The sequence below is a fragment of the Nesterenkonia sandarakina genome, from assembly GCF_013410215.1.
Lineage (GTDB): Bacteria > Actinomycetota > Actinomycetes > Actinomycetales > Micrococcaceae > Nesterenkonia > Nesterenkonia sandarakina.
In genome coordinates, this window is sequence record NZ_JACCFQ010000001.1 from 547,982 (window position 1) to 574,103 (window position 26,122).

Sequence of the window (26,122 nt, forward strand, 5' to 3'; positions counted from 1 at the left end):
CGGCAGAATGGCCGCATGCCCTCACACAGCAGAAACCCGGCCTTCCACCTTGAGCGGTGGGTGGCCGGGTTTCTGCTGTGTGTGGCGCTCTTCGGGGTGCTCTACCTCGGGGCGGTGCGCACCGGAGGCGGTCAGCTATTGGATCAGATGATGCAGCGCACCGCCGCCGGGACCTGGAACCCGCTGCCGGAGCTGAATGCGCACAGGCAGTGGGCCACGGTCTGGATCCTGCTTCCCCCGGTGCTGGCCTGCCTGGCGCTGGGCCATCAGCGTGGACCCCATCAGCGCTGGCTGATCCTGCTCTGCGGGGCCGCGGTGGCGCTGGGCTCCAACATCACCACGCAGCTGATCAAGCTCATCTGGTCCACGCGTCCGGCGCTGGTGACGCTGAGCGAGGAATGGTCGGCGAACTCGCTGCCCAGCGGTCACACCACCATGGCCGCCGGCGCCGCGGCCGCCGTGTTCCTGATCTGCCGCCCCCGGGACCGCGCCTTCTGGGGAGTCCTGGCAGGAGTGTGGGCCGCCGGATGGGGCGGCTACATCTTCATCGAGGGATGGCATCTGCCCAGCGACATGTTGGCGGCCTACCTGGTGGTGGCGGCGTGGACTCTGCTCGGCGGGGCCGTGGTGCATCACGTCGAGGCGACGGACCCGCAGCTGGCGCCGCTGCCCGCGGAGCCGGGGATCCCCGGAGGTCGGCAGGCCGGGATGTGCCTGACCCTCGGGGTCATGGGCACTGCGATCGGATTGGCGGCGCTGTTGGGACCAGTGGCGCGCCACGGACTCGCCGAGGCGACCGCCTCGCCCACTCCGTGGCTGTACATGGCCGGTGCGGCCCTGTCCTCTGCCCCGGCGTTCCTGCTCGGCGCGGTGCTGATCCCGCTGTTCTCCAGCGAGACCAAGCACCTGACACGCACGGCGCGGCGGAGCTGATCCCTGGCTGGTCTCAGCGAGGACGGTACTGGTTCATGATCGGGCAGTCCATGGGATCCGCGTAGCCCAGACCCACCCGGTTCAGGTAGGTGACGACCATGCCGTAGGACTGGACGAGTCCGGTCGCGGTGTAGCTGATGCCCTTCTCGGCGCAGAACTCCTCCACGATCGGCTTGACCTTGTGCAGGTTGGGGCTGGGCATCCGCGGGAAGAGGTGGTGCTCGATCTGCAGGTTCAGCCCGCCCATCGCCACATCCATGACGCGCCCGCCCTTGATGTTGCGGGAGGTCAGCACCTGGCGCCGCAGGAAGTCCATGTCGGAGTCTTTGGGGATGATCGGCATGCCCTTGTGGTTCGGGGCGAAGCTGCCGCCCATGTAGACCCCGAAGACCAGCAGCTGCACGGCGAGGAAGCCCAGCGCCAGGCCGGGGCTCATGGCCAGGAACAGCAGCACCGGGAAGCCGAGCAGGCGGATCGCCAGCATGGCCAGCTCGGACTTGCGGCGCTTGAGCTTCTTCGCGGTGAACACGGTCTTCAGCGCGTTATAGTGCAGTGCGATCGCGAACAGGGTCAGCAGCGGGAAGAACATCCATCCCTGACGGCGCGCCAGCCAGCCCATGAAACCGGTGCGCTGGGCGGCGTCCTCGGCGACGAAGACCAGGGCGCCGGGAGCGATGTCGCCATCCTTGCCGATGGTGTTCGGGTTGGCGTGGTGCTTGCCGTGCTTCTTGGTCCACCAGCCATAGGAGAGACCGACGATGAGGTTGCCGGTGACCCGACCGAACCACTCGTTGCGCTTGCCGGTGCGGAAGACCTGCTGGTGGGCGCCGTCGTGAGAGAGGAACGCGACCTGGGTGAAGAGGATCCCGAAGATCGCGGCCAGGCCGAGCTGCCAGAGGCTGTCACCGAGGGTGAACATCGCCACGAAGGCGCCGGCGAAGGCCAGGGTCAGCACCACCACGCGCGCCACGTAGCTTGAAGCGCCCCGGTCCATCAGGCCCTCGTCCTTGACCCGCTGGGCGAGTTCGAAGAATTCGTTGACCTGCTTATTGCCTGCCGGGCGGGACCGCGGGGCCGGCGACCGTGTCTCGGTGATTGTCATACCCCCACGGTATTCAGCCGGGCACTGCCGGGCGTCACCCGGCGGAGCCAACTTCACCCCCTACCCGGGTAGGGGGTGAGGGTCAGGTCGGCGGGCTCACAGCGGGAAGGAGGCCCGGATGAAGTATCCGCCGTCTGGGGTCTCACCGGTCTCCACCGTCCCGCCGACTGCGCTCACCCGTTCCCTGATCCCGTCCAGGCCCAGGCCGGCACCCGGGGCGGGCACCGAGACCGGGTGCGGCGGTGCGGTGTTGCGCACCTGGAGCAGCAGGTGCCGGGTGTCGGTGGGCGCGCCCGGCTCATCGGGGCCGCCGAGCAGCTCCGCGCTGACCTCGATGGTGGAGGACGGCGCGTGGCGCAGCGCGTTGCTCAGTCCCTCCTGGACCATCCGGTAGGCCGCAAGCCCCACGGCGGAGGAGGCCTCCACGACGTCGAGCCCGGTGACCCGGATCGGGGTGCCCGAGGCCCGGGTGGCCTCCACCAGGGAGTAGATGTCCGCCAGGCCCGGGGTCGGCCCGGTCGGCGCCTCTTCCTCGCTGCGCAGGGTGCCCAGCAGCATGCGCATCTCACCGAGCGCCTGCCGGGAGGAGCGGGCGATCTCCTCGAACTCCTGCTGCGCCTCGGGGGTGATCGCGGGGAGCCGGTATCGGGCGGTGGCGGCCTGCACGCTGATCACCGACATGGAGTGGGCGACCACGTCATGGAGCTCCCGGGCGATCCGGTTGCGCTCCTCAAGCTCACGACGACGCCGGCTCTGCTGGGCGCTGGTGCGTTCTGAGACCTCAAGCCGGTCGGCGTCGCGGATCCACTGCCGGGTCAGGCTTCCCAGCACGGCGACGCCCACCCCTACCGAGGCGAACACGATCCCGGTGCTCACCGCACCCTCGGGCAGTCCGGGGGCGGCGGTGACGATCGCCGCGGCGGTCAGCAGCGCACTGGCGGCCCAGCCGCTCGCCGCGCAGTACCAAGGTTCGCGCAGCGCCGCGACCAGGATGACCCCAAACTGGATGAGCATGGCGGTCACCGGCCAGGGCCAGACTCCCACCCCGGCGTCTGCGGTGGCGCCCATCAGCGCCGCCGAGACCATCACAGAGGCGCCGATCCCGGCCCACGGGAACTTCAGCGTGAGCACCAGAGAGAGGCAGTGCGCGAGGGTCAGCACCAGGGAGAAGGCCGGGTGGACCCCGTAGATGCTGCTGGTCAGCGGCCAGGCCACCGCGAAGCCCACCACCGCGGCGAAGCAGATCCCGATCCAGGACCAGGCTGCGGCGCTGAAGGAGGCCGAGGATTCCTGCTCCTGGGAGGTCTGGAACCCCGGCGGCGGCGCGGCGACCCGGGAGAGCGTGCGCTCCAGCGGGTGCGCCTGGGGATGTTCCAGGGGAATCAGCCGCCCGCGCCCGCCGGCGCCGAGCAGGCTGGTGGCCAGCAGCGCGTCCAGCGCCGCGAGACCGCGCATCACCGCCGGCAGGGTGACCAGGAAGACCACGCCAAGGATGAAGAACACCGCAGAGTCCAACAGGTACTGCCAGAACTCAGAGTCCGGGACAAGCGCCGGGCCGATGAGCTCCAGCAGCCGGATCAGCCCGCGCTCACCGGGGATGAAGCGGGACCAGAAGAAGTAGGTGATCCCCACCGGGCCCATCAGGATCCAGAGCAGCGCCACCACGAAGGTGACCAGCCGCACCGGTAAGGCCAGGACCATCTCGAAGATCAGGTCCAGCCAGCGGCGTGGATCCCCCACGGGTCGCAGCCGTCCGGAGATTCCCCGGTCCCGTGGCAGGTAGCTCACCGGGTCCAGCACCGCGCCCCAGATCCGCAGCCTGCGTCGGGAGAGCTCCGCGAACTCCGAGGCCGTGACCAGGGTCAGGGGCAGCACCAGGGCGCCCACCCACAGCGGCGCCGTCGCGATGGAGACCACCAGCAGGGTCAGCAGCAGACTGGTCCCGAAGAGCGCGATCGGCAGTCCCGGGAGCACATAGGCGCTGTCCCGCAGCAGCCGTCGGATCAGAGATTCAGGGCGAGGACTGTGCACGGAGAAGATCCTGGGCTGGAGGCATGGTGCTCACATCACACCACAGGCACCGGGGCGTGCGGTACCGGGGTAGCGTTGCACCATGTCCCCCGTCGTTCCCGCCGCGCCCTCGGCTCCGCTCCCCGGTCCTGCCATCCGGGTGCTCATCGTCGATGATCAGTCCATGATCCGCGCCGGGTTCGCCGCCCTGCTCGACGCCCAGTCCGACATCACGGTGACCGGCACCGCAGAAGACGGTGCCGGGATCGAGGAGGTGGTGCGCAGCACCACCCCGGACGTGGTGCTGATGGACATCCGGATGCCTCGGGTCAACGGGCTCGAGGCCACCCGGCAGATCCTGAGCATGGACGGAACTCCTCCGCGGATCCTGATGCTGACCACCTTCGACGCCGATGAATACGTCTTCGACGCGCTGCGCGCCGGGGCCAGCGGCTTCCTGCTCAAGGATGCGACCCCCGAGGAGCTGGTCCAGGCGGTGCGGGTGGTGGCCCAGGGCGAAGCGCTGCTCTCGCCGAAGATCACCCGCACCCTGATCTCGGACTATGCCGGGCGTCCCACCGCCACCCCGGTGCAGTCACAGATGCTCTCGGAGCTCACCGACCGGGAGCAGCAGGTGATGATCGCCGTCGCCCGTGGCCGGTCGAACGCGGAGATCGCGGGGGATCTCTACCTGGCGGAACAGACCGTGAAGACCCACGTCTCACGGATCCTGACCAAGCTGGCGCTGCGGGACCGGACCCAGATGGTGGTCTACGCCTACGAGTGCGGGCTGGTGCGCGCCGGGGAGTGAGCCCAGAGTCGCGCTCGGGACGCCAGCCGGCACTGGGCGGTCTGGTTGAATGGCGGCATGTCTGATTCCACTGCCCCGCAGGCCAAGCAGGTCCCCACCGAGCGCACCCACCACGGGGACACCTTCGTGGATCACTATGAATGGCTGCGCGAGAAGGACTCCCCCGAGGTCCTGGAGCACCTGCACGCGGAGAACGCCTACGCCGAGGCGGTGACCGCGGCGCAGAAGCCGCTGCGAGAGCGCATCTTCGAGGAGATCAAGCACCGCACGGTGGAGACCGACCTCTCGGTGCCCTCCCGCCGGGGCGACTGGTGGTACTTCACCCGCACCATCGAAGGCGAGCAGCACCCGGTCTACTGCCGGGTCGCCGCCGGCCCAGCAGCAGATGTCAGCCCCCAGGAGACCGGGGCCGGTCAGAACGACGGCGAGCACGGGTCCTGGACTCCGCCTGAGGTCGAGGCCGGCGTCGCGCTGGAGGGCGAGCAGACCTTCTTCGACACCAACGCCGAGGCGGCGCAGCACCCGTTCTACCAGCTCGGCGGACTCTCGCTGAACGCCGAGGGGACCCTGCTGGCCTACTCCGAGGACACCTCGGGCGATGAGCACTACACCGTGCGGTTCCGGGACCTGGGCACCGGGGAGAACCACCCCGAGCAGATCGGCAACGTCCATGGCGGACCGGTGCTGGACCCCACCGGGCGGCGCGCGTACTACATGGTCGCCGATGCCGCGTGGCGGCCGTACCGGCTCTACATGCACACCCTGGGCACCCCGGCCGAGCAGGATCGGCTGGTCCTGGAGATCAGCGACGAGCAGCTCTGGACCGGCGTCGGGCTCTCCGCAGACAAGCGCGAACTGGTGATCATCTCGGGGAACTCCGAGTACGACGAGTCCCGGCTGCTCGATGTCACCGACCCTGATGCGGAGCCGGTGCTGCTGATCGGCGCCGAACGGCGACTGCTGCACAGCATCGACCCGATCGAGGTCGACGGCGAGCGCCTGCTGCTGATCACGCACAACCAGTCCGGGCCGAATAATGCACTCTCGGTGACCACCGCCGAGGCGCTGACCGCGCAGGCCGCTGGCGTCGGCTCTGACCCCGATCAGCCGCTGGACCTGGGCAGACCGGTGCTGCCACATGAGGAGACGGTCAAGCTCGAAGGGGTCACCGTCACCGCCGCGCAGGTCATCGTGACCGCGCGCAGAAACACCGTGGAGTCCGTGCAGCTGCTGAGCGTGGACGCGCTGCGGGCCGCACGCACCGGCGCCGATCCGGTGCGCACCTCCACCCTGCCCGGCCCGGCCTTCGAGGAGGAGCTTTACACCTGCGCGGTGATCGCTGCGGAGTACGAGGCGCCGCTGTTCCGGGTCGCCTATGAGTCCTGGCTGACCCCGACCCGGATCTATGACATCGACCACCGCACGGCCGAGCCGGTGCTGCGCCGGGAGACCCCGGTCCATGATGTGGACCTCGAAGCTTACCGGGCCACCCGGATCTGGGCTCCCACCGGGGACACCCGCGCCGACGGCTCCGCGATCGAGGTTCCGGTCACGGTGCTGCACCATCGCGACGTCGTCGCCGACGGCACCAACCCCACGCTGGTCTACGGGTATGGCTCCTATGAGATGAGCATGGATCCCAGCTTCGGGATTCCGCGGCTCTCGCTGCTGGATCGCGGGATCGTCTTCGCGATCGCGCATATCCGCGGCGGCGGCGAGCTGGGCCGCGGCTGGTACGAGGACGGCAAGAAGCTGAAGAAGATGAACACCTTCACCGACTTCATCGCCGCCACCGACCATCTGATCGATCAGGGCTGGGCGGATCCGGCCCGAGTCGCGGCCCTGGGCGGTTCCGCCGGGGGCCTGCTGATGGGCGCGGTGGCCAACATGGCCCCGGAGAAGTACGTGGCGATCCTGGCCCAGGTGCCCTTCGTGGACAACCTGACCACCATCCTGGACCCGGAGCTTCCGCTCTCGGCGCTGGAGTGGGAGGAGTGGGGCAACCCGATCACCGACCCCGAGGTCTACCGCTACATGAAGTCCTACGCCCCCTACGAGAACGTCCGCGAGCTGGCCTACCCCGCGATCGCGGCGGTCACCAGTCTCAACGACACCCGGGTGCTCTACGTGGAGCCCGCGAAATGGGTGCAGGTGCTGCGTGAGCACCAGCGCGGGGAGTCCCCGGTGGTGCTGAAGATCGAGATGGACGGCGGCCACGGCGGCGCCTCCGGACGGTACGAGACCTGGAAGGAACGCGCCTGGGACTACGCGTTCATCGCGCACCACCTGGGGGCGGACCAGAAGCTCGGCGCGGGGCAGGACCTCAGCGGCAGTGAGCCGCGCCGATGAGCTTCCCCGAGGCGCCGGGCCCCGGGACCCCCGCGAGCGCGGGCGGCTCCGGCGACTCCAGCCAGCACAGAGCCCCCGAGGTCGACCCGGTCTTCGCCTGGGTGAGCGACCCGGAGCTGGTGGCGATCTATGACGTGGAGAACACCGGCGGCTGGGACCACGAGTTCTACCTCGAGCTGGCCCAGGAGCTCGGGGCCGAACACGTGGCCGACATCGGCTGCGGCACCGGGGTCTTCGGGATCCTGCTCGCCGAACATGGCATCGCGGTCACCGGGGTGGACCCGTCGGCGGCGATGATCGACGTCGCCCGCGGCAGGACCCCGGCGGACCGCGCCGAGGCTGGCTCCGCAGAGCCGACTCCGCCGCCGCGCTGGATCCATGGCTTCGCGGATCAGCTTCCTGCGGGGGTCGCGGACCTGGCTGTCATGGAGGGCCATGTGGCGCAGTACTTCCTGACTCGCGCGGACTGGGAGGCGGTGCTGAGCCACGCCTTCTCCGCGCTTCGACCGGGAGGCCACCTGGCCTTCGAGGTGCGCAACCCGGCGGCCCTCGAGCTCGACGACTGGGACCCGGAGTCCACCCGAGAGACCCAGCCGCACCCCGACGGCGGCGAGTTCACCTCCTGGCTGGAGATCGTCAAGGTCACCGAGGATCCTGCCGAGGGCGCGCTGATCACCGCGCGGAGCCATAACATCCTGCCTGATGCCCGCACGATCATCGCCGAGGAGACCTTGCGCTACCGGCCGCTTCCGGCGCTGCGCGAGACGCTGAGCGCCGCGGGGTTCCGCGAGGTGCGCATCTGGGGAGACTGGGACCGCGAAGAGCTCACCGAGGACTCCCCCGAGATGATCTTCCTGGTCCAGAAGCCCGGCTGAGCAGCAGCCTCGGTGCGTCCCCGCTCCTGGGTGGCAGCACGGGGTGGCGGCACAGGATCGGGTCAGAGCCGAGTCGGGTCAGGGCAGCGCAGCGCCGGTTCAGCGCCGCAGCGCTCGGGCGGACTGACCGTGCGGGGCTGTGCGCGCGAGCGGCTGGCCATCGAGGCTGAGCACGAATCCGGATTCTGACACGGTCTCCCCTGGGAGCTGCTCGGCGATTCCGTCGACCACCCGCAGCCCCTCGTTGCTGACCCAGCGGGCACCGGAGGCTTCCACCTGCCGGCGGAACCGCCGCCGGTCCTCCCGGCTCAGGTAGGCCAGGACCGCGGTGTGAAAGACCACCGGGATCATCGAGGCCGGCACCTGGGCCAAGACCTCGGCGAGTCGTTCGTTGAGGTCTCCGGCGTGGAGCTGCGGCGGGTCTGCGGCCACCAGTTCAGCCCCCGCGGCCAGCCGAGGGGTCCGGTGTTCCATGCCGGGCCAGATCAGCATCTCCAGCCAGCGCAAGTCTCCCTCAGCGGTGACGTCCAACGGGTTCAGGTCGATCCCCGCGCGGTGGCCGACCCGAGGAAGCGCGGCAGGAGCGTCGAGCCCGTGGAGCTCACATTCGAGCTCCACGGTGCCGCACAGCTCGCCCTGGACCGGGCTCAGCAGCACCTCCGCCGTGGCCCCGGTCCGGTATCGCACCGGCCAGGCGTCAGGGTAGAGGCAGAGCCCGGCGGAGGCGCCGACCTCGATCAGCGCCAACGGGGCCGGCTCCTGCGTCTGGATCCGCGCGAAGGCCAGGTTCAGCGTGGCGATCCGACCGGGTTCATTGGTCTGCGTGGCGCGGGTGCGCATGGTGGCCTCGATCTGTGGCCAGCGCAGGCTGATCAGCGCGCGCGCCTGGGACCAGGCCTCCGCCTCGACTCCGTGCAGCCGGGCCGCGGCGAAGAGCAGGTTCGCTTGGCGCTTCGCGGCGGGAAGCCGGGCGAGCCGGGTGAGCATCTCCGCATCCTGGCTGACCCCGTGCGCCCAGTCGGTGTAGCGACGCGAGACCCAGGCCGCCTCCACCTGGGCGAAATGCCGGTAATAGGTCGCAAGCTCCTCTAGGGCGGCTTCGTCCTGGGCCTCGCGACCGGGCAGTTCACGCATCGGTTTCACCTCTCATCAGGATCTCAGCGACCTGGCAGTACACCACCCCTGAGCTCAACACCCCTGAGCTCAACACCCCGAGCTCCCCACCCCGAGGCTCATCACCCCCGGCGCTCAGCCGACCGGCCAGTTCTCCCGCCGGTGGGCTGCGTCCCAGAACATCCACTCGTACTGACTCGCCCGGAGGTAGGCGGCGTGCATCGCGGCCAGGGTCGCTTCGCTGGCCGTGGCGGCGAGCTCATCGACCACCCGCTTCGCGGTCTCGGTGAGTTCGTGGAACTCCGGGTCACCGTAGGCGCTGATCCAGTCCGCATAGGGGTGCTCCTCGAGCCCACCCACCCGGGCCTTGAGCCGGGTGCCGACGTCGTCATAGATCCAGAAGCAGGGCAGCACCGAGGCTGCGAGCACCGGCAGGGAGCCGGCGGAGGCCAGCGCGAGCTCGTAGGAGGTGTAGGCCACGGTGGTGGGTGAGGGCTGCACGGTGGAGAAGTCCATCACATGGCTCGCGTGCAGCGCGCGCTCCTCCTCGATCGCTCCGGCGGCGGCCCGGGACCAGAAGATGATGTGTTCCGGGTCGCTGGACTGCGCGGCGCAGGCGGCGAGCGCGCGGGCGTAGGCGGTCAGGTACAGCGCGTCCTGGCCCATATAGTGCTCGAAGACCTCCCGCGGCAGCGATCCGTCTTCGAGCTGCTGCAGGAACGGCAGCTCATCGATCGCAGCGCGGATCCCCGCGGTGCTCGCCCAGGCCTGCTCGGTGAATCGTCTCGCGCTCATGTTCTGCCTCTCCATCACCGCCTGACCAGCGGCTTCAACGGTCATCCAGGTCTGCTCACCCCAACGTATCGCAGGACCGCCTCTGAAGAGTGGACCGGGGCCAGGACGACGACGCACCCAGGCTCCTCGGTAGACTCGGGCTCGTGACCGGATCCGATACCCCCAGCAGCCCGACCGTTCCCAGCCTCCCCCCAAAGGTCTCTGACATCTTCGACCCCTGGCAGTGGCGCAGTGTGGAGGGCTTTGACTTCACCGACGTCACCTACCACCGGCGCGTGCAGCGCGACGCGGCCGGCACGATTACCGCTGATCTGCCGGCGGTGCGCATCGCCTTCGACCGCCCCGAGGTGCGCAACGCCTTCCGCCCCGGCACCGTGGATGAGCTGTACCGGGCGCTGGACCACGCGCGGATGACTCCGGACGTGGGGGCGGTGCTGCTCACCGGCAACGGGCCCTCCCCCAAGGACGGCGGCCACAGCTTCTGCTCCGGCGGCGACCAGCGGATCCGCGGCCGCGACGGATACCGCTACGCCGAAGGGGACACCGCTGAGACCATCGACCCGGCGCGCGCCGGACGGCTGCACATCCTGGAGGTGCAGCGGCTGATCCGCACCATGCCCAAGGTCGTGATCGCGGTGGTCAACGGCTGGGCGGCCGGGGGTGGGCACTCGCTGCACGTGGTGGCCGACCTGAGCATCGCCTCGCGGCAGCACGGGAAGTTCAAACAGACCGACGCCACCGTGGGCTCCTTCGACGCGGGCTACGGCTCGGCGCTGCTGGCCCGCCAGGTGGGGCAGAAGAAGGCCCGCGAGATCTTCTTCCTGGCCCGGGAGCACTCGGCTGAGGAGATGGTCGCCGCCGGAGCGGTCAACGAGGCGGTGGACCACGAGCTCCTCGAGGAGGTCGCGCTGGGCTACGCCACCGACATCGCCCAGCAGTCCCCGCAGGCCATCCGGATGCTGAAGTTCGCCTTCAACGCCCCCGACGACGGCCTCGCCGGCCAGCAGGTCTTCGCCGGGGAGGCCACCCGGATGGGCTACATGACCGACGAGGCGGTGGAGGGCCGGGACGCCTTCCTGGGCAAACGGTCACCAGACTGGTCGGCGTTCCCGTACTACTACTGATTCGGGGTATCACCGCAGGTCAGCAGGCTGCGGGCGTTCTACTGGGCACAACAGGAGTCGCTAGGCACAATGGGGCATCGAAGCAGGCGGCAGCAACCGCCGCCGGGGGAAACCGTGCAATGCACCCCCTAGCTAATGGATATCCCCGTGGGCGACACACGCGAACTGACCTTGGCCTCAGACACCACCCTCACCTTCACCACCGGACTCAACCTGAGCGGCGACATCGTCATGCTGTGCCGTGCCGGCTCCTATATCCCGTCCCAATTGATGCTGACCACCCCCTGAGGGCGACCTGGAGCACCTCTCGATCACCTATGGGCCCGGCTTCCGCGCTATGTGCCCAAATCCGATCTGCTGATCAAGAACTACAGTGAGCACACCGGCCTGCCGGCAGCACTGGAAGCAGCGGGAGTCGGCGTCATCACTGACACTCTCGAGCTCCCGCCCTTAGGATCCGAGATCTGCAGCTTCCAGCCGCCTCTGGCCTCACAGGCGGTCAACGCCATCCTCAGCGAGCAGATTGCGGCGTTCGATGCTGTGACCGCTGATCCTGACTGGGAGTGGGCCCGATGGTGGAAGCCGAGCGCAGGCGCTATCAGCGCAGCTGATCCGCAGCCAGAGACGAGACAGCCCCGTAGCCTGATCGGCTGCGGGGCTGTCAGCGATTGGGCACAGAAGATGCATCAGCTGAGCGCCACACTGGTCGCCGAGGGCCTGGAGACCAAGCAGCTGACGGCATTCGAGACCGACGAGGCGTTCTGGCAGGCTCATCCCGCCTACGAAGACCTGCCGGTGAGCTTCTATTAGCCAGCCACCGGAAGAGCTGCGGCGCAGCTTCTGGCCGATCACGGGCTCGACATCGACTTCCGAGGAGGATCGGACAGCGGCGACTGACAAAGAGAGCGTCGCTGATGAGGTTCGCCAGATGCAGCAGCAGATCACTGCGAAGGAATCGGAGCTCGCAGACCTTGTCGCCAAGCGCAGCCAGGTCCTGATCGATGCTACTGAAGCGGGGCTAAACATGTCCGCCATCGCGCGCGCCGTCGGGGTCGCGGGCCCGCGCCTGTTCAATATGCGCCGCGGAAACCCGCAGTGGAAGACGAAGGCCGACTGACCGGGCTTCAGCGCTTTCTCACCGCGGCTCTACCGCTTGCCGCGCTTGCCCAGACTCGGAAGTCCGCTGGAGGTGATCGAGCCGATCTTCTTTCCCTTGATCTGTGCAGGCCGCACAGGTCCGGAGCCCTCGATCCCGGGCGAGTAGTACCGCAAAAACTCCAGCGTCGATCGGCAGTGGCCAAGCCGGCGCAATGAGTCGCGCCGATCGTAATCGTCCTCGACCCGCTCTGCCTCAGCACGCAACGTGTCGATTTGCTTGATCGTCTGCCGTGCGACTGGGTAGAAGTCCTCCGAGCCCTTCTCCCAGAGCCTCAGTGCCATCAGGACGTACTTCTCGATCCGGCTGACCGCGTAGTCCGCGCCGTGGGGATCCTCTTGTCCCAAATGCACTTCTGGGAGCTCGATGACTCTGTCGTCGTTCTTGACTCCCCGAACATGACCGTGGCCGTCGCCGCTCATGGCGTAAGCGGTGCCGGAGCGGTACCGGAAGGCAATCAGCTCCGGCATTCTCTCGCCGCTCTGCACACGCTGTGCTGCCAACAGGTCCTGGAAGTGGATTCGCATCTCAGCTGTGAGGATTACCTCACCAAAGGGTCGCTCTCTCACCGGCCACTGACGCGATGTGATCTCATTCAGCCGACTCAGGGGCAGCCGCCCGTACTTGGCGAAGACCATATCGAGGATCTTTGCCTCAGCTTCGGTGTAGGTGGGATCACTGTCCTTCTCCAGCACTTCTTCGCGACCTCTGTCGTCTAGCAACGCTGGCCACTCTGGACCGGACTCTCCTGCGAGAACCGTGTCGTCGATCAGGGTCACTCCCTGTATGCCGAGGCTGTAGCCCTCTATGAGATACAGCAGACGATGGATCTGGCCGAATGAGATCTCTTCATTGCTGCGGGCCAAGAGGTCGCGGGCGACCATCCATGTGCGGCCTCTATGGTGGCTGTTCCACACCCCTCGTCGACCTGACATGCTGTCGATCCCCCTCTGACTGGCTGTTTGTCCAGCATAGGGGTAGGGCCGGACTCTCTTTTTTCTTCAGCGGAGATCGCACGTCCGGCCGTCGATTACCTTGCGCACCTTTTCAAAGATTTCGGGGTACGAGTGGCACAGAGACGCGATGTCCGTGCTGATCGGTAGAGTTACACACGAGAAAGGCCGTGATCAAAGTCGTACAACCCAGTTAAGCTCGTCGAACGGGTTGATGAGCTGCGAGCTGCCGAGGAAGTCGAAAACTCACGCATCTACGAGTTTCTCCTCTCGGGGGAAGAGAGGAATCAGCTTCTCAACATCCGCCTTTCTAAGGGCAACATCGTCGATCACACCTACAAACAGCAGAGACAAGGCCGAGGCCGAAGGTCTGTCGAACTGCCCGCTCTGCGCCATCAGCGGCACATCGAACGCTACGAAGATTTGGAAGAAGTCCGAAATGGACGCTGATCACGTCGCCGCGTGGTCAAAAGGCGGAAAGACTGACTTGGATAACTGTCAGATGCTCTGCAAGACCCACTACCGCGCCAAGGGTAACAACTGGCCTCTCTGAGCCTCAACCAATCCCCAGCACATCTGAGCGGTTAGCTTCCTGTCTCCTGAAAGCGCGTCCTGACTTTACGAGCAAACTCTTCAATTTTCTGGCGGTTCTTGAAGAAAGACATAGGAAACCCACCTGGGTTCTCATTCTCGTGAAGCTCTACGACTATCGCGGCGAGCCCATATATGTCTGCACCTTTAGAAGAGACCCAGGATTCAACATCAAGGTCAATGTCGCTGAAGTCCAATTTTTCGTTTCGTGCTTTCTGCATGAACAGGGCACACGCCATATACGTAGAGTTCTTGATGATCCCGCCGGATCGCGTGTCCATCCACCTGCTTGACGCCATGTATCTTTCGTCAAAAACTCTGCGAAACTGTACGGCGTTATACATCGTGGCGGGATGGAGGTTGCGCGGGAAGAGTTCACGGTATGGGTTTGCGGTGATATCAGACCACATGCGCCCGATTTCCCGTTTGGCACGCGTTGCGTTGTCCACTCCGGTAAGGCACGCCAAGGCTCGGGTGGCTTCCTCTAAATCGAAAGCGAAGGCGTGTTCATCATAGTCCAGTGTCTGTCCCGTTCGGAACGAGTACTGGATCTGCTCCGAGAGCAGACTTTCACTCAGCTCTTGCTGGTAGGGGTCGAGAGAAACGAACTCGCGATTCGTTACCTGGTTCTGAGTGTTTGTGTAGCGGGTTACCTTCTTCGTGAAATCCTCTGAGTGTCCCTCCTTGGACATGACGCGGACAGTTACACGCACATCTTCTAATGGTGCGTTTTCGCGCAGGGCTCGCCCCAGTGCCCCACATGTCTGCGCACCGTTGACGACACTCAGACCCTGTAGCTTGAAGGTCTCGTCGGCTGTTCGAGGGCTCGTTCTTGCGCAGCTTATGGAGTTCGAAACGATTGTTATACCATTGTTATAATACCAAAAGTCTTGAGGAGATCTTTCGAGAGTTGCGTCCAGGATTTTGTTCGTGTCAGTGGCCTTGAGTACAGCGCGGATATTCTTATCGAATAACCTCTCGTTGAATGAATCGACCATTCGCGCAAGTTGGTCGCCCGTCACGACGCCCATAATTTCCGACCGGTAATCATTCATAGTGATCCAACGCTCAAAGACAAGATCGTAGTCTGGCAGACCCAACCCGCTGGCAATGTTGCGATTGTCGTGATTCTCACGAAGACCTTGATACTGAAAGTCAAGGATGTTGCCCGACGAGTTAACCTCGGAAAGCAACTTGTCACTTAGCTTTGTAGCCGCCTCGTCAGTCTTTTGTGCGCCAAAGTGCGAAAAGATGGCTATGACCTTGACGTCGTCTTCAGAGGCGGCCTCAATTTCCCCGCGACGTTTCTGCGTCTTTCCTCCGAGACTGTCCCAGTCCCAGTCAAGGAGGTATCGAATCCCCTGATTGAACTTCAGAACCTCTGTCGGGCTTGGGGAACCCGATGAGGCCTTTGCCTGAACGACGTAGATTTCCCCGCGTGCGAGCGTAATGCCGATGGCATCAAGTCCTTCGTCTCCGGACTCATCAACGACTGAAGCGCAAGCATCCTCGACAGAAATCTGTGCATTTGCGGCAATGGTCAGTGCAGCGAGGGCTCGCGAAGTACGAATCTTGGCTTGTTCTTCTTCGTTGTGGTGCTGAGAGTCAGACATGTCAATGAGAGGCTCAAAGTCCTCTCTAAGCCGTTTGCGTAGCTGCCGTTCTTGAAGTTCCAACTCAAGGCCCCCTAAAAGATAGTCTGAAACGGATCCTACCGAACAGTGCGGGGCATGGGGTTGCACGGGTGACCCGCTGGCTTACAGACACGGTGTAGATATGACACAAGCGGTCACTCACCTTCGTTGTCGCTGCCGCAGGACTCGCTGATCCCCATCGGCCTCAGCGACGGCAAAGCCCGCGGCCACCTCCGTGTCGACCTCGTGCCGCTATCCACTTTTCCAGGAGCGCAGGCCCAAAAGCTCGCCGACTGGATGCTCACCGACACAGCCAAGGCCCTTCAGACACTCGCTGTGCTTGTCGCGGACCAGAACCAGCTGCTCACCGAAGAGGAGACTGAAGCGATCTCCAGCGCCGTCGGCACTGTCTTCAACGATCGAAACGTCTTCATCGCAGCAGAGCATCGGCTCACAGATCACCAGCACTATCTGCTCAGCCTGCAGTAAGCGCTGGAGAAGCAGCCGCAGCTGGCTGTGGCGACCGCTGATCCTGTCACTGAGGCTCGGGAATGGCTGAGCCGTCCGGCTGAGGCGATCACGTATCCCGACAACCACAGCCTCGATGTGCTGCTTCCGGACCTGGTGGAACTGGTGGTTCAAGCCGAGCAGCCCGATTGGTCGACGATCGATGAGCTGGAGACTGCCATCGATGCGGCTCTTCCGAAGACGAATTCGGACTATCAGCACCTTCTCCGAGCAGCGAAGGCTTTGGTCGTTCACGCCAAGGGCAGAGCAACCGCTGCCGGCGCGCACCTCGAGAACATCGGCAACGAGGACAACCCTGTCGCGCGGTTCGCACGTCTGCAGCTCCAGCATGTCCACCGCTTCGCGCTCAGCTATGCAAGCAGCTACTCCGCGTACAAGAACAAGCAGTGACGCCACCCTCAACGCAAAGAGACCCGGTGCCAATGCGGCATCGGGTCTCTTTGTTTTTCTCAGCTGACCGATGCGCTGAGACCGTTCTGCGCGATGCGGATGATGTTTCTGACACATTAGAGGGGGCTGTACTTACGTCAGCAGTGCGTCACAATGGAGAAATGAATAACCCTGAAAGTGCAGAAGAGCTCATTGAGCGTTTGGGACACGAAGCACGAACGGCCGCTACCCGTCTCGCCTTCGACCAACGCGCTGAACTGATCCGAGCCGTCGTCAGTGGCGTTCGCGACGGCGTGAAGTTCGACGCGACGTTGGGCGGTGCACCCGAAGGGCGGGAGTGGGAGCTGGAGAGACTGACCCCGATCCACACGGCAGCCGAGGACCACTACCACGAGACTCTCTCCGCAAAAGCAGCAAGGGCAACGGACTAGACGACCGAATGAGGATCCGCACCCTCAATGAAGAAGAGACCAGGTGCCCTAAGCGCATCGGGTCTCTTTCTTTTTCGGATCCTCGTCGTTCTAACTACCTTCGCCGAAGTTCCGGAGGGTTTCGCCGGCTCCTTCTGCCACATCGAAGATCAGTGCACGGCCTGTGGAGACAGCGGCTTCGCCCAGCATGATCAGAGGCAAGATCTGGCTCAGCCTCACTGGCGTACCTGCCTGCCGGCGGGGGAGGTGTGATCAGCCGCCGGAACAGCCTGATTCCGCCCCAGACCAGCGCCGCCATCCCGATCAGGCCCAGGCCAAGACCGCCGAAAGTCTGGATGGCATTGTGCGCGTTGCCCAGCAGGTTCTCCAGCGTCCAACCCGTCAGCACCGCCGTTATCTCAGTGCCCCATGACGAAGCGTTCGGTATCGCCGCAGAGGCCGATAAAGCGCGGCATCACGTCTTCGCGATCGTCGTCACTGACATAGCCGCCTGCAGCGTTGCTGTAAGCATTGAACTCCAGCTCCCGCTCGGAGATCGCCACATCGCGCACCCGGTCATCTGCGTGATTCAGCGGAGAATCTCCATAGCTGATGTTGATGTCGAAGAGCTCGTCGTCATAGCGAGCGTCGCTGAGACTGCCGATGCCGGTGTCCGTCTCGTCACCGATGCAGTTCCACCGCGAGTATTCGTTCTCGGTGCCGGCGCCTACCGTCTCAGCGTCGCCGTCGTGGAGAACGACGAAGCGCTCCAGGCTCGGATTGAAGGAGCGGTGATAGCCGAAGTACACAAGCACTTCGTCCTCATCCTCGGGCATCAGCGCGACCTCCGCAGCACCGGCAGCAGAGCCGCCCGAGATCCCGTCATCGCCCAGGATCTCGCCGACCAGGGACGTCGAGCCCTACCGCGGGATCAAAGCCATCATCTGCCCGCCGAATTACAACTCCTACAGGACTGTCGCCATTCCAGATGAGCTGATCGAGATTCTGCTGGCTCACTTCGCCCTGCACACACCCGACGGTGCTGCCGACCGCTGGCTATTCAGTGATGATGAGGGCCCGCCGCACACCGACAACTCGATCAACTGGCGCTGGAGGGGTACCTGCAACGCGGCTGGCATCACCGGCTTCAGCCTGCACGACCTCCGTCACTTCTACGCCTCGGGACTCATCCATGCAGGTTGTGACCTCATCACTGTGCAGAAGGCGCTGGGACACAAGAGTGCCACCACAACGCTGAACACCTACGCGCATCCCGATGCTGGCGACCGCACGCGCACAGCCGCTTCGGAGCTGGCCCAGCAGGCCCTGGCCCCGCAGGCTACTGGGCACAAAAGGCTCGAAAGCCACCCTCTCTCACCAGCACGACAAACATTCTCTGGACGCATAATGACTGATCAACTGCGGCTACTAGCGCTCACAAACCATGCCAATGAGGAATATACGATCACCCACAGTTCCCGTACTACTACTGACTTCCCCGCGTGCAGGCGGTTCCGATGGAATCGCAGCCGCTAGGAAGAGGTTGCCAGTGCGTGCTTCTTGATCGCCTCGAACTCCCCCGGCGTGATGGTGCCCGCGTCGGCCAGCGCCTGTGCCTTGGAGATCTCCTCTGCGGGGCTGCTCTGCCGGGCGACGCTTCGGATACGTTCATCCACGGCCTTCTGTGCCTGCTCGGTCGCGGTGGCTGCGCGTTCCTGCATGCCGGTTCCTCGTGCGATCAGGTAGACCAGGACTGTGAGGAACGGGACGAAGATCAGGAAGACCATCCAGGCCGCCTTGCCCCATCCACTGAGCTTGTGGTCCCGGAAGAGGTCACCGATGACGGAGAACAGGGCCATCAGGTAGGCGATGAATGCGAAGATCCAGAAGAAGGACCAGACCACGCTCCAGAATTCAGACCAGTCGAACATCGTTCTTCCTTTCGTCGGTACCTATGGTTCTGTTTCACGCGGCCCGACTCGGTCGCATATCCAGCGTGGCCCCGCGCATCAGCGATTCCCAGGGCCGAAGGTCACACCCCTCCATCCCACCCCCGTGCAGACCATGCCTCGGCGCCGGACGGCTGGCACAGCGCACCGGCCCACGGTGAACGGGAAGCACGGTGAACGGGGTGCACGGTGAACCGGAAGCACGCCCCGGGCGCTGAGGGACCAAGGACCCTGGCCACCTCACGTGAGACCGACCAGAGTAGATCGAGGCGCGCAAGAGGGCGTGCCTGAATCGAAAGGCTCGGCACATGGCAACCGCTCCGCCCCATCAGACCGACGCTCCGCGCGCCACCCTCACTGCTCCAGCACCGCCGAAGGCCACACACGAGCTGTGCAGCCCGGGGGCTGTGCGGCGAAGTGTAGAGAACGCACTACACCACACCCGGAATCAGCCGACCCACCTCGTGATCGTCACCATCGTGGAGAACACCGTCGTGCTCAGGGGACGCGTGAAGTCTCGAGCCGAGAAGAAGCGGGCCGGTCTGGCCGCCTGGGCATCTCCCGACGTGCTGCGAGTCGACAATCGCCTGCAGATCCGCCACTTCTGAGCCTTTCTCATGAACCAGACGTGGACACCGCCACGCGGGGCACGCGTGGGCTCCATGAGTGAGGCCCCCAGTCAGTGCGCCGCCGATGTTGCGGGCGCTGTCGGCATCGGCGGGCGCGCTGTCGGCGCTGCCATCGGCATCGAGGAGGAGTTCCTCCTGATCGACCAGGAGCAGCTGCTGCCCGCCACGCCCACCGCGGGCCAGACCCGCATCCTGCAGGCGATCACCCCAGGCGGCGGGACCACCTCGCAGGAGTGGCTCTCCTGTCAGGTGGAACACGCCTCCGCTGTGCTCGACGACGCGACCGCCGCCACGGCGGCCCTCTCCGGCTTCCGACGGGAGCTCGCCTCCACCGCGCAGCGGCTCGGCATGTTCGCCGCACCCCTGGGCGCTGCTCCGAACATCGGCGCAGGCTCCGCAGCCATCAGCGAGAACCCTCGGTATCAGCAGATGACTGAACTGGCCCCGGCCATCCCCGCAGAGCAGCACATCAACGGCATGCACGTCCATGTCAGCATCCCAGATCCAGAGACCGGGATTCGGGCGCTGAACGGGATTCGCCGGTGGCTCCCTCTGCTGACCGCGCTGGGGGCCAACTCGCCGTTCTGGCGCTGTCGCGACTCCGGCTTCGCCAGCTGGCGATCGATCCACTACCGACGTTGGATGATCAATGGAGCACCCCCGGTCTTCCAGGACTTCGCGGACTATCAGCAGCGCATCGGCGCGCTGGTGAATTCCGATGTGGTGGCCGATCAAGGAGGCGTGTGCTGGCTCGCCCGGCTCTCCCAGAACCATCCCACCCTGGAGGTGCGCGCCTGCGACGTGCAGCTGGGAACACTCGACGCCGTGACCCTGGCCTTCTTCATCCGCGCCCTGGTCTGTGCTGGTGCGGAAGCCTCTGCCGACCCGCAGCCGGCACCCGAACTCTTGGACGTCGCGCATTGGCAGGCCGCGAAGTTCGGCCTCCAAGCGCGACTGCTCGACCCCTGGTCCGGAAGCTCGGTTCCCGCCTCGAGGGTGGTGCGGCAGGCACTGAGCCACGCGCGGCCCTACCTGATGCAGTTCGGCGATGAGGAGTTGGTCCATGCCGGGCTGGAGCGGATCCTGCGCCAGGGCACCGGGGCATCCCGGCAGCGCAGCCTGGCCCAACGCTCCGGCCTCACCGGGCTGCTCCGAGGCTCAGGAGAGTCGATCGCGGATCTCGATCTGCACCTCACCGCGAGCCCCTGACTGAAGAATCTAGATTCCCGAGGTGAGATGAATGCGCAGCATCGCCTCCGGCCGGCGACCCGGCTCGCTTCGGTGAAACTCGCAGGCCAGGACCTGCCCTTGGCTCACCACCAGGGCCATCAGAGGGTCCCAGAAGCTTGGCGCCGCCTGTATGCTCAGGCCCATACGCCGAGGGGAGAAACCCATTGGATTCACCAATTCACCATTCCGGAGACTCTTCAGGCGCTGAAACCACCCTCCCGAACCCCAAAAACGTTTCCGATGATAACCAATTGCAGGCTATGCAGAGCAGATTCCAGAATCTTCTCGCGGCCAGCCAGCTGGTCACCGGCGAGCTGGACCTGGAACAGGTGCTTCGGCAGATCGCGGAATCAGCGGTCACTCTGGTGAACGCCCAGTACGGCGCCCTGGGGGTTATCGATCCCGATGGCCACCTGGAACGCTTCATCCATGTCGGGATCCCGGCGGACCTGGTGGACCGGATCGGGCACCTCCCGGAGGGTCATGGGGTGCTGGGCGCTGTGATCGACGCGGCGAGACCGATCAGGCTCCCGAATCTCAACACCGACCCGCGGGCTGTGGGCTTCCCCGAACACCACCCCCCGATGGATTCCTTCCTCGGAGTCCCGATCACGATCCACGGCGAGACCTTCGGGAACCTCTACCTGACGAATCGGTCGGGCGGCCCGTTCACGGCAGAGGATGAAGATCTGGTCACCGCCCTGGCAACCACGGCGGCCACGGCCATCAACAATGCGAGGGTCTACGGGGAGGCGCGCCGCGCCCAGCGCCTGAGCGCTGCACTCGGCGAGGTCACCTCGGCCCTGCTGGCCTCCAATGACGCTGACGTCTTCGGTGTCCTCACCCAGAGCGTCGCCTCCCTGACCGGAGCGCAGCTGGTCAGCGTGGTGGTCTGCGAGGCCGTGGGCCGGGAGCTCTACGTCGACACCGCCCGCGGGGATCAGGCAGCCGAGGTCGAGGGGACGTCGGTCCCTTGGATGGACTGCGTGATCTCCCGCGCCATGGAGGGCGAGCCCGGCATGACTCCGGAGGGGGAAGACGAGCCGGTCCCCTTCGCCGCCGACATCCCCAGCGCCTCGATGATCGCCGTTCCGCTGGTCATCTCCGGAGACCGCATGGCAGCGCTGTGCGCCACGCGCTCGACAGACCAGGCTCCCTTCCACCGTCGTGATCTGGAGCTGCTCTCCGAGTTCGCCGCACAGGCCGGTCTCGCCGTGGCGCTGGTCTGGAGCCGGGCCGACCAACAGCGCCTGGAGATGGTCGAGGAACGGACCCGCATCGCCAGGGACCTCCACGATCACGTCATTCAGAGACTCTTCGGCACGGGGCTGGGTCTGGAGGCACTGGCATCGACCTACCCGCACCTGGCCACCAGCATCGACACCCACGTGACGCAGATCGACGCGGCCATTGCCGATATTCGCGCCGCGATCTTCGCGCTCCAGACCCAGGCACCCTTCCAGAACGTGAGGCACCGGCTCTTGGAAGTCATGACTGAGCTCTCGCCAAGACTCTCGACGATTCCCCGCCTGATCTTCACCGGACCTGTCGATCTGATCCTGGAAGGCGCACTCGCCGACGACGCTGTCGCGGTGCTCCGGGAGTCCCTGAGCAACGTCGCCCGTCATGCTCAGGCCGAGACCGTCTCCGTGGAGATCACCGCGACCGAAGCTCAGATCACCATCACGGTGGACGACGATGGCATCGGGGTGCCCTCCGACTCCACCCGGCGCAGCGGCACCAAGAATCTCAGCGCCCGCGCGCAGGCCTGGGGCGGAGACTTCACGCTCTCCCCCCGCATCGCCGGAGGGACCCGCGCCCTGTGGCAGGCCCCAGTCGGCTCGGAGGTGCGCCCATGACCCGGGTCTTCCTGGTCGATGACCACGAGATCGTGCGACGCGGGATCGCCGGTCTCATCGACGCGGAGCCCGGCTTGGAAGTCGTGGGTGAGTCCGCCACCGCACGGGGGACGCTCGCCCGGATCACCGCGACGCTGCCCGACGTCGCGGTCCTCGATGTCCAGCTGCCCGACGGCAACGGCATCGAGCTGTGCCGCCGGATCCGGTCCGCGCATCCGGAGATTCCGTGCCTGATCCTCACCGCCTACGACGACGACGCCGCCAGCATCGCCGCCGTCGTCGCCGGCGCCTCGGGGTACGTGCTGAAGAACATCCGAGGACGCAACCTGGTCGACTCGATCCTTCGAGTCGCGCAGGGCGAGAACCTGGTCACCCGGGATCTCGCCCGCAGGGTGCACTCCTCGCTGAGCGCCCAGCGGGTCCAGAAGGCCCAGGCCGCGCGGGACCCCCGACTCGATCTGACGCTGCGCGAGACCCAGGTGCTGAAGCTGATCACCGAGGGACTCACCAACCGGCAGATCGGTCAGCGGCTCAACCTCAAGGAGAAGACGGTCAAGAACTACGTCTCCGGCCTGTTGGCCAAGCTCGGGATGGACCGCCGCACACAGGTCGCGGTCTATGGGGCGACGCTGGGCGCAGAGGGGCTGAAGGGGTAGTGCGGAGCCTCTTGCTGCGCAGCGCGGCACCCAGCACGTCACCGGGAAGGGACTAACGGCCCTAACGGACTTCGGGCCCGCGGGCCAGAGTGGAACCAGACGCGCAACCTCGTGCCGTCAGCCTGTCATCCCCGTGCGCGCAGACTGGAGGATTCCACCCGTGCAGACCGCCTCACCGATCGGAACTCCCCGGGATCTGAGCCTGGACACCGCGCTGCTCGCGGAACTGGAATGGACACCGGACCTGGACGCCTCTCCGTGGGTCCCCGACATCGACCTTCACAGAGACGTCGAGCGGGCCCTGAACGCATCCACCGTCGTGCCCCGAACCGTCACCGCTGAGGTGCGCCACCGGCACGTCACCCTGAGCGGAGAGGTCGACTGGGACTTTCAGCGCGATGCCGCCGCGCAGGCGATCCAAGACCTTCGCGGAGTGGCGTCCCTGGACAATCAGGTGCAGCTGATCCCTGGCAGCGCGGTGGTCAACTCGGAGCGGCGACTGCGCAGCGCGATGCTGCGGAACCCCCAGCTCGACCCGCGCCACGTGACGGTCACGATCCTAAAGGGCACGGCGATCCTCACCGGCCATGTGAGTTCCCTGGAGGAGAAGAAACAGGCGGGGTTGGCGACCGGGGTCTGCCCCGATGTGACCCGAGTCGAGAACCGGCTGCTGGTCCGTCCGTACTGACCAGCACATCCTGTGCGACCAATGGCCCTAGGAAGGGGTTTTCAGGTCGCGCACACTGGGCTCAGGTCACTTCACCAGTCCAGAGAGGCACTGCCATGAGCGGCTACTCCCCCACCCGGCGATTGCTCGCCGCCACTCTGATCAGCGGGGTGCTGATCATCGGTCCAGCGGCAGGAGCCTTCGGGACCTCCTCCACCCTCGACGCCCCAGACTCCACCCCCTCCAGCTCAGACTCCGCCACGATCCTGGCATCAGCCGACGCCTCGCCGGGCAGCGACGGGCAGGGCCCGCAGTTCTACAACGGATCCGTCATCGACGTCTCGGAGGATGTCCAGGGGGATGTCTATGCGGCCGGACAGCACGTCACCATCAGCGGCGATGTCAGCGGCGACGTCATCGCGGCAGCCCAGACCATCGAGATCACCGGGACTGTCGACGGCAACGTCCGACTGGCCGCCCAGAATGTCTCGATCAGCGGTGAGGTCGAACGCAGCGGCACGATCTTCGCCGCCACCGTAGACCTCACCGAGCGGGGTTCCATCGGCACCGACCTGGTCGGCGCCGCAGCCGAGATCGACATCAGCGGCGCCATCGAGAGAGACATGGTGGCCAGCGTCGAAGAGCTCCAGATCGATGGCTCCGTCGGCGGGGACGTGACCTACTACAGCGCAGCCGAGGCGAGCATCAGCAATGACGCTGTGGGCGGTGAGGTGGAGCGGATCACTCCCAGCCCCGCTGCTGAGCAGCCCGAGGCCTCCCCAGGCCAGATCTTCCTCTTCTGGCTGCTGGGGCTGCTCTACGCCCTCGTGGCGCTGAGCCTGATCACGGTGCTCGCCGGACTGCTGCTGCCACGCCGGCTGACCCTGGTGACCGATCAGCTGCGACACTCCCCCTGGAAGGCTCTGCTGGTGGGCTTCGTCGCCGCGGTCACGGTTCCTATCGTGCTGGTGGTTCTGCTGATCACCATCATCGGCGCGCCGCTTGCCCTGCTCGGCGCTCTGATCTGGCTGTTGATGACCCTGGCGACGTTCGTCTACGCCTCCTTCTTCCTCGGGCGGCTCATCCTGCGAAACTCCAGGCCACCGGTGGTCATGGCGCTGCTCGGCGGGGTGATCCTGATCATCGCGCTGCACATCCCCTGGGTGAACATCCTCGTCTGGCTGGCGATGGTGTTCTTCGGTCTCGGCGCGCAGCTCCTGGACCTCTACGACCACCGGACACGCCGGGCCCCGCGGCAGCCGGCCGCTGCTGTTAGTGAGACGAGCCCGTGAACACCCACACCGACGTGGCCCCACGTCCGATCGACTTCGACCCGGCAGCCCGTCTCGCAGGAGTCCTGGTCGGCTTCGACGGCTCCACACAGTCCATGCTGGCGCTGCACTACGCTGCCGTGGCAGCCCGGCACAGCAGCCGGGCACTCACCGTGGTCACGGCCTTCGGCGCCACGGCCCAGATCGAGACCGCCAGGAGCTCCACAACAGATCGATCGGGGTCCGATCATGCGCTGGAAGCGGCGAAGATCGTGCTCAATGACGCGCGACGGTACCTGAGGAGCCATCCGGGCCCGGTCGCCTACCGGGCAGAACGCGGCGACCCCTCCGGAGTCCTCGCGAACCTGTCCGCGGAGGCCGAGCTCGTGGTGGTGGGGGCCCGGGGCCGCGGCGGCTTCCTGGGCCGGATCATGGGATCGGTGTCCTCCGCGCTTCCAGCACACGCGCACTGCCCCACCATCGTGGTGCCTCGGCACTACCAGATCGCCGCGCCAGAGGCACAGGGTCGATCTGCCAGCCCAGGTTCCGGTCCGCGCCCGGTCCTGGTCGGCGTGGACGGTTCTCAGCACAGCAGGATCGCGGCCCTGCACGCCGCACAGTTCGCCCAGGATCAGCACGCGCCGCTGCATCTGCTGCTGGTCCTGCCGTCGCTGGAGGGCTGGCTGGACTGGTACCCGGAGCTCGACGCCCCTGATCAAGGCTTCATCGACCGGCGGAGGGTGCAGCTGGAGGACTTTCTTCACACCGAGGCGACCTGGGTGCGAAAGCACTATCCGGGGTTGAGCGTGACCTGCTCGGTGCGACCGGGAGATCCCGCCGCGCAGTTGAGCAGGTCCACTCGGGAGGCTCTGCTGACCGTGGTCGGCACTCGCGGGCGGGCCGGATTGAGCGGGGCTCTGCTGGGGTCGGTCTCACGCAGCGTGCTGCTCCAGGCAACCGGCCCCGTCATGGTGGTCCCGGAACTTCACGACGCGCGGCTCCGCGATCAGCCCGGACCGCTGCGCTGACCTCCCCGCGTTGCCGGGTGCGGTCTCTCCCGGGCTGAGGAGCACAGTTGCTAACCTTA

The 26,122-nt window shown here is 65.9% G+C and carries 28 protein-coding genes; 20 read left to right on the forward strand and 8 right to left on the reverse strand.

All coding sequences use genetic code 11. The features are described 5' to 3' along the window. Window positions 1–15 precede the first annotated feature (15 nt). Window positions 16–933 carry a phosphatase PAP2 family protein gene (locus HNR11_RS02560; protein WP_179441002.1) on the forward strand — a complete coding sequence of 306 codons (918 nt, stop codon included), beginning with the start codon at window positions 16–18 and terminating at the stop codon, window positions 931–933. Between the two features lie 13 nt (window positions 934–946). Here the strand turns inward: HNR11_RS02560 and HNR11_RS02565 are convergent, their stop codons facing one another. Both HNR11_RS02565 and HNR11_RS02570 read right to left on the reverse strand, forming a co-directional pair. Beyond that, the gene (locus HNR11_RS02565) at window positions 947–2,035 is read right to left on the reverse strand and encodes a fatty acid desaturase family protein (protein WP_179441003.1); all 1,089 of its coding nucleotides are present in this window, start codon (window positions 2,033–2,035) and stop codon (window positions 947–949) included. 96 nt (window positions 2,036–2,131) lie between these two features. Continuing rightward, entirely contained in the window at window positions 2,132–4,066 is a 1,935-nt protein-coding gene (locus HNR11_RS02570) for a sensor domain-containing protein (protein ID WP_179441004.1), read from the reverse strand. A gap of 82 nt (window positions 4,067–4,148) precedes the next feature. Here HNR11_RS02570 and HNR11_RS02575 point away from each other — a divergent pair, with 82 nt between their 5' ends. From HNR11_RS02575 to HNR11_RS02585, 3 genes are read left to right on the forward strand one after another with little or no spacing between them, the layout of a single operon-like run. After that, entirely contained in the window at window positions 4,149–4,856 is a 708-nt protein-coding gene (locus HNR11_RS02575; RefSeq protein ID WP_179441005.1) for a response regulator, read from the forward strand. A gap of 57 nt (window positions 4,857–4,913) precedes the next feature. Next, window positions 4,914–7,205, forward strand: coding sequence for a S9 family peptidase (locus HNR11_RS02580; protein WP_179441006.1), 2,292 nt, complete (start codon window positions 4,914–4,916; stop codon window positions 7,203–7,205). Further along, complete coding sequence (locus tag HNR11_RS02585; RefSeq protein ID WP_179441007.1) at window positions 7,202–8,080, forward strand: class I SAM-dependent methyltransferase; 879 nt, start codon at window positions 7,202–7,204, stop codon at window positions 8,078–8,080. The genes HNR11_RS02580 and HNR11_RS02585 overlap by 4 nt, the downstream gene beginning before the upstream one ends. 99 nt (window positions 8,081–8,179) lie before the next feature. Here HNR11_RS02585 and HNR11_RS02590 read toward each other — a convergent pair whose 3' ends face one another. Both HNR11_RS02590 and HNR11_RS02595 read right to left on the reverse strand, forming a co-directional pair. Next, window positions 8,180–9,214, reverse strand: a complete 1,035-nt coding sequence (locus HNR11_RS02590; protein ID WP_179441008.1) for a DUF2332 domain-containing protein — start codon at window positions 9,212–9,214, stop codon at window positions 8,180–8,182. Window positions 9,215–9,328: 114 nt separating this feature from the next. Further along, the gene (locus tag HNR11_RS02595; RefSeq protein WP_246310294.1) at window positions 9,329–10,033 is read right to left on the reverse strand and encodes a TenA family protein; all 705 of its coding nucleotides are present in this window, start codon (window positions 10,031–10,033) and stop codon (window positions 9,329–9,331) included. 98 nt (window positions 10,034–10,131) lie between these two features. Here HNR11_RS02595 and HNR11_RS02600 point away from each other — a divergent pair, with 98 nt between their 5' ends. The 4 genes from HNR11_RS02600 (at window position 10,132) to HNR11_RS02615 (ending at window position 12,229) form a co-directional block, all read left to right on the forward strand. Beyond that, the gene (locus tag HNR11_RS02600) at window positions 10,132–11,112 is read left to right on the forward strand and encodes a 1,4-dihydroxy-2-naphthoyl-CoA synthase (protein ID WP_179441009.1); all 981 of its coding nucleotides are present in this window, start codon (window positions 10,132–10,134) and stop codon (window positions 11,110–11,112) included. 147 nt (window positions 11,113–11,259) lie between these two features. Continuing rightward, entirely contained in the window at window positions 11,260–11,400 is a 141-nt protein-coding gene (locus HNR11_RS02605) for a hypothetical protein (protein WP_179441010.1), read from the forward strand. A gap of 51 nt (window positions 11,401–11,451) precedes the next feature. Next, a complete protein-coding gene (locus tag HNR11_RS02610) occupies window positions 11,452–11,922 on the forward strand; it encodes a hypothetical protein (RefSeq protein ID WP_179441011.1) in 471 nt (156 codons plus the stop codon). A 118-nt stretch (window positions 11,923–12,040) separates the two neighbouring features. Beyond that, a complete protein-coding gene (locus HNR11_RS02615) occupies window positions 12,041–12,229 on the forward strand; it encodes a hypothetical protein (protein ID WP_179441012.1) in 189 nt (62 codons plus the stop codon). Window positions 12,230–12,258: 29 nt separating this feature from the next. Here the strand turns inward: HNR11_RS02615 and HNR11_RS02620 are convergent, their stop codons facing one another. After that, the gene (locus HNR11_RS02620; RefSeq protein ID WP_179441013.1) at window positions 12,259–13,152 is read right to left on the reverse strand and encodes a Panacea domain-containing protein; all 894 of its coding nucleotides are present in this window, start codon (window positions 13,150–13,152) and stop codon (window positions 12,259–12,261) included. A 283-nt stretch (window positions 13,153–13,435) separates the two neighbouring features. Between HNR11_RS02620 and HNR11_RS14345 the strand changes: the two genes are divergently transcribed. Next, window positions 13,436–13,774 carry an HNH endonuclease gene (locus HNR11_RS14345; protein ID WP_179442818.1) on the forward strand — a complete coding sequence of 113 codons (339 nt, stop codon included), beginning with the start codon at window positions 13,436–13,438 and terminating at the stop codon, window positions 13,772–13,774. Between the two features lie 31 nt (window positions 13,775–13,805). Here the strand turns inward: HNR11_RS14345 and HNR11_RS02630 are convergent, their stop codons facing one another. Then, on the reverse strand, window positions 13,806–15,425 hold the full coding sequence (locus tag HNR11_RS02630) for an AIPR family protein (protein ID WP_246310295.1): 1,620 nt from the start codon (window positions 15,423–15,425) through the stop codon (window positions 13,806–13,808). A 189-nt stretch (window positions 15,426–15,614) separates the two neighbouring features. On the opposite strand from HNR11_RS02630, the gene HNR11_RS13840 reads away from it, so the two are divergent. The 3 genes from HNR11_RS13840 to HNR11_RS02645 all read left to right on the forward strand — a co-directional run bounded on the left by HNR11_RS13840 (window position 15,615) and on the right by HNR11_RS02645 (window position 16,795). After that, window positions 15,615–15,935 (forward strand): hypothetical protein, encoded by a 321-nt coding sequence (locus HNR11_RS13840; RefSeq protein WP_218849637.1) that lies wholly within the window; start codon window positions 15,615–15,617, stop codon window positions 15,933–15,935. Between the two features lie 27 nt (window positions 15,936–15,962). Then, entirely contained in the window at window positions 15,963–16,364 is a 402-nt protein-coding gene (locus HNR11_RS02640; RefSeq protein ID WP_179441016.1) for a hypothetical protein, read from the forward strand. Between the two features lie 161 nt (window positions 16,365–16,525). Continuing rightward, a complete protein-coding gene (locus tag HNR11_RS02645; protein WP_179441017.1) occupies window positions 16,526–16,795 on the forward strand; it encodes a hypothetical protein in 270 nt (89 codons plus the stop codon). A 398-nt stretch (window positions 16,796–17,193) separates the two neighbouring features. On the opposite strand, the gene HNR11_RS02650 is transcribed toward HNR11_RS02645, so the two are convergent. Next, on the reverse strand, window positions 17,194–17,610 hold the full coding sequence (locus HNR11_RS02650; protein ID WP_179441018.1) for a hypothetical protein: 417 nt from the start codon (window positions 17,608–17,610) through the stop codon (window positions 17,194–17,196). Between the two features lie 106 nt (window positions 17,611–17,716). Here HNR11_RS02650 and HNR11_RS02655 point away from each other — a divergent pair, with 106 nt between their 5' ends. Further along, a complete protein-coding gene (locus HNR11_RS02655) occupies window positions 17,717–18,310 on the forward strand; it encodes a tyrosine-type recombinase/integrase (RefSeq protein ID WP_343050687.1) in 594 nt (197 codons plus the stop codon). On the opposite strand, the gene HNR11_RS02660 is transcribed toward HNR11_RS02655, so the two are convergent. Then, window positions 18,307–18,705: a PLD nuclease N-terminal domain-containing protein gene (locus HNR11_RS02660; RefSeq protein ID WP_179441019.1), complete on the reverse strand. Its 399-nt coding sequence runs from the start codon at window positions 18,703–18,705 to the stop codon at window positions 18,307–18,309. The genes HNR11_RS02655 and HNR11_RS02660 overlap by 4 nt on opposite strands. A 326-nt stretch (window positions 18,706–19,031) precedes the next feature. Here HNR11_RS02660 and HNR11_RS02665 point away from each other — a divergent pair, with 326 nt between their 5' ends. The 7 genes from HNR11_RS02665 to HNR11_RS02695 all read left to right on the forward strand — a co-directional run bounded on the left by HNR11_RS02665 (window position 19,032) and on the right by HNR11_RS02695 (window position 26,063). Continuing rightward, window positions 19,032–19,331, forward strand: coding sequence for a BON domain-containing protein (locus HNR11_RS02665; protein WP_179441020.1), 300 nt, complete (start codon window positions 19,032–19,034; stop codon window positions 19,329–19,331). 54 nt (window positions 19,332–19,385) lie between these two features. Beyond that, window positions 19,386–20,561, forward strand: a complete 1,176-nt coding sequence (locus HNR11_RS02670; protein WP_179441021.1) for a carboxylate-amine ligase — start codon at window positions 19,386–19,388, stop codon at window positions 20,559–20,561. A gap of 281 nt (window positions 20,562–20,842) precedes the next feature. Then, complete coding sequence (locus tag HNR11_RS02675) at window positions 20,843–22,441, forward strand: sensor histidine kinase (RefSeq protein WP_179441022.1); 1,599 nt, start codon at window positions 20,843–20,845, stop codon at window positions 22,439–22,441. Further along, a complete protein-coding gene (locus HNR11_RS02680; RefSeq protein WP_179441023.1) occupies window positions 22,438–23,097 on the forward strand; it encodes a response regulator transcription factor in 660 nt (219 codons plus the stop codon). The genes HNR11_RS02675 and HNR11_RS02680 overlap by 4 nt, the downstream gene beginning before the upstream one ends. Before the next feature lie 160 nt (window positions 23,098–23,257). Continuing rightward, window positions 23,258–23,785 (forward strand): BON domain-containing protein, encoded by a 528-nt coding sequence (locus HNR11_RS02685; protein ID WP_179441024.1) that lies wholly within the window; start codon window positions 23,258–23,260, stop codon window positions 23,783–23,785. Window positions 23,786–23,880: 95 nt separating this feature from the next. Further along, window positions 23,881–25,056: a polymer-forming cytoskeletal protein gene (locus tag HNR11_RS02690; protein WP_179441025.1), complete on the forward strand. Its 1,176-nt coding sequence runs from the start codon at window positions 23,881–23,883 to the stop codon at window positions 25,054–25,056. Next, on the forward strand, window positions 25,053–26,063 hold the full coding sequence (locus HNR11_RS02695; RefSeq protein WP_179441026.1) for a universal stress protein: 1,011 nt from the start codon (window positions 25,053–25,055) through the stop codon (window positions 26,061–26,063). Before HNR11_RS02690 ends, HNR11_RS02695 begins: the two co-directional genes overlap by 4 nt. The last annotated feature ends 59 nt before the right edge of the window (window positions 26,064–26,122 follow it).

Bases quoted from the DNA above. Each gene is read 5' to 3' on its own strand.
- HNR11_RS02585 (WP_179441007.1), top strand. From the start codon at position 7,202: ATGAGCTTCCCCGAGGCGCCGGGCCCCGGGACCCCCGCGAGCGCGGGC.
- HNR11_RS02595 (WP_246310294.1), bottom strand. From the start codon at position 10,033: ATGACCGTTGAAGCCGCTGGTCAGGCGGTGATGGAGAGGCAGAACATG.
- HNR11_RS02620 (WP_179441013.1), bottom strand. From the start codon at position 13,152: ATGGTCGCCCGCGACCTCTTGGCCCGCAGCAATGAAGAGATCTCATTC.
- HNR11_RS02580 (WP_179441006.1), top strand. From the start codon at position 4,914: ATGTCTGATTCCACTGCCCCGCAGGCCAAGCAGGTCCCCACCGAGCGC.
- HNR11_RS02680 (WP_179441023.1), top strand. From the start codon at position 22,438: ATGACCCGGGTCTTCCTGGTCGATGACCACGAGATCGTGCGACGCGGG.
- HNR11_RS02575 (WP_179441005.1), top strand. From the start codon at position 4,149: ATGTCCCCCGTCGTTCCCGCCGCGCCCTCGGCTCCGCTCCCCGGTCCT.
- HNR11_RS02670 (WP_179441021.1), top strand. From the start codon at position 19,386: ATGAGTGAGGCCCCCAGTCAGTGCGCCGCCGATGTTGCGGGCGCTGTC.
- HNR11_RS02645 (WP_179441017.1), top strand. From the start codon at position 16,526: ATGAATAACCCTGAAAGTGCAGAAGAGCTCATTGAGCGTTTGGGACAC.
- HNR11_RS02615 (WP_179441012.1), top strand. From the start codon at position 12,041: ATGCAGCAGCAGATCACTGCGAAGGAATCGGAGCTCGCAGACCTTGTC.
- HNR11_RS02650 (WP_179441018.1), bottom strand. From the start codon at position 17,610: ATGCCCGAGGATGAGGACGAAGTGCTTGTGTACTTCGGCTATCACCGC.
- HNR11_RS02660 (WP_179441019.1), bottom strand. From the start codon at position 18,705: ATGTTCGACTGGTCTGAATTCTGGAGCGTGGTCTGGTCCTTCTTCTGG.
- HNR11_RS02590 (WP_179441008.1), bottom strand. From the start codon at position 9,214: ATGCGTGAACTGCCCGGTCGCGAGGCCCAGGACGAAGCCGCCCTAGAG.
- HNR11_RS14345 (WP_179442818.1), top strand. From the start codon at position 13,436: ATGAGCTGCGAGCTGCCGAGGAAGTCGAAAACTCACGCATCTACGAGT.
- HNR11_RS02690 (WP_179441025.1), top strand. From the start codon at position 23,881: ATGAGCGGCTACTCCCCCACCCGGCGATTGCTCGCCGCCACTCTGATC.
- HNR11_RS02675 (WP_179441022.1), top strand. From the start codon at position 20,843: ATGCAGAGCAGATTCCAGAATCTTCTCGCGGCCAGCCAGCTGGTCACC.
- HNR11_RS02560 (WP_179441002.1), top strand. From the start codon at position 16: ATGCCCTCACACAGCAGAAACCCGGCCTTCCACCTTGAGCGGTGGGTG.
- HNR11_RS02665 (WP_179441020.1), top strand. From the start codon at position 19,032: ATGGCAACCGCTCCGCCCCATCAGACCGACGCTCCGCGCGCCACCCTC.
- HNR11_RS02630 (WP_246310295.1), bottom strand. From the start codon at position 15,425: ATGTCTGACTCTCAGCACCACAACGAAGAAGAACAAGCCAAGATTCGT.
- HNR11_RS02565 (WP_179441003.1), bottom strand. From the start codon at position 2,035: ATGACAATCACCGAGACACGGTCGCCGGCCCCGCGGTCCCGCCCGGCA.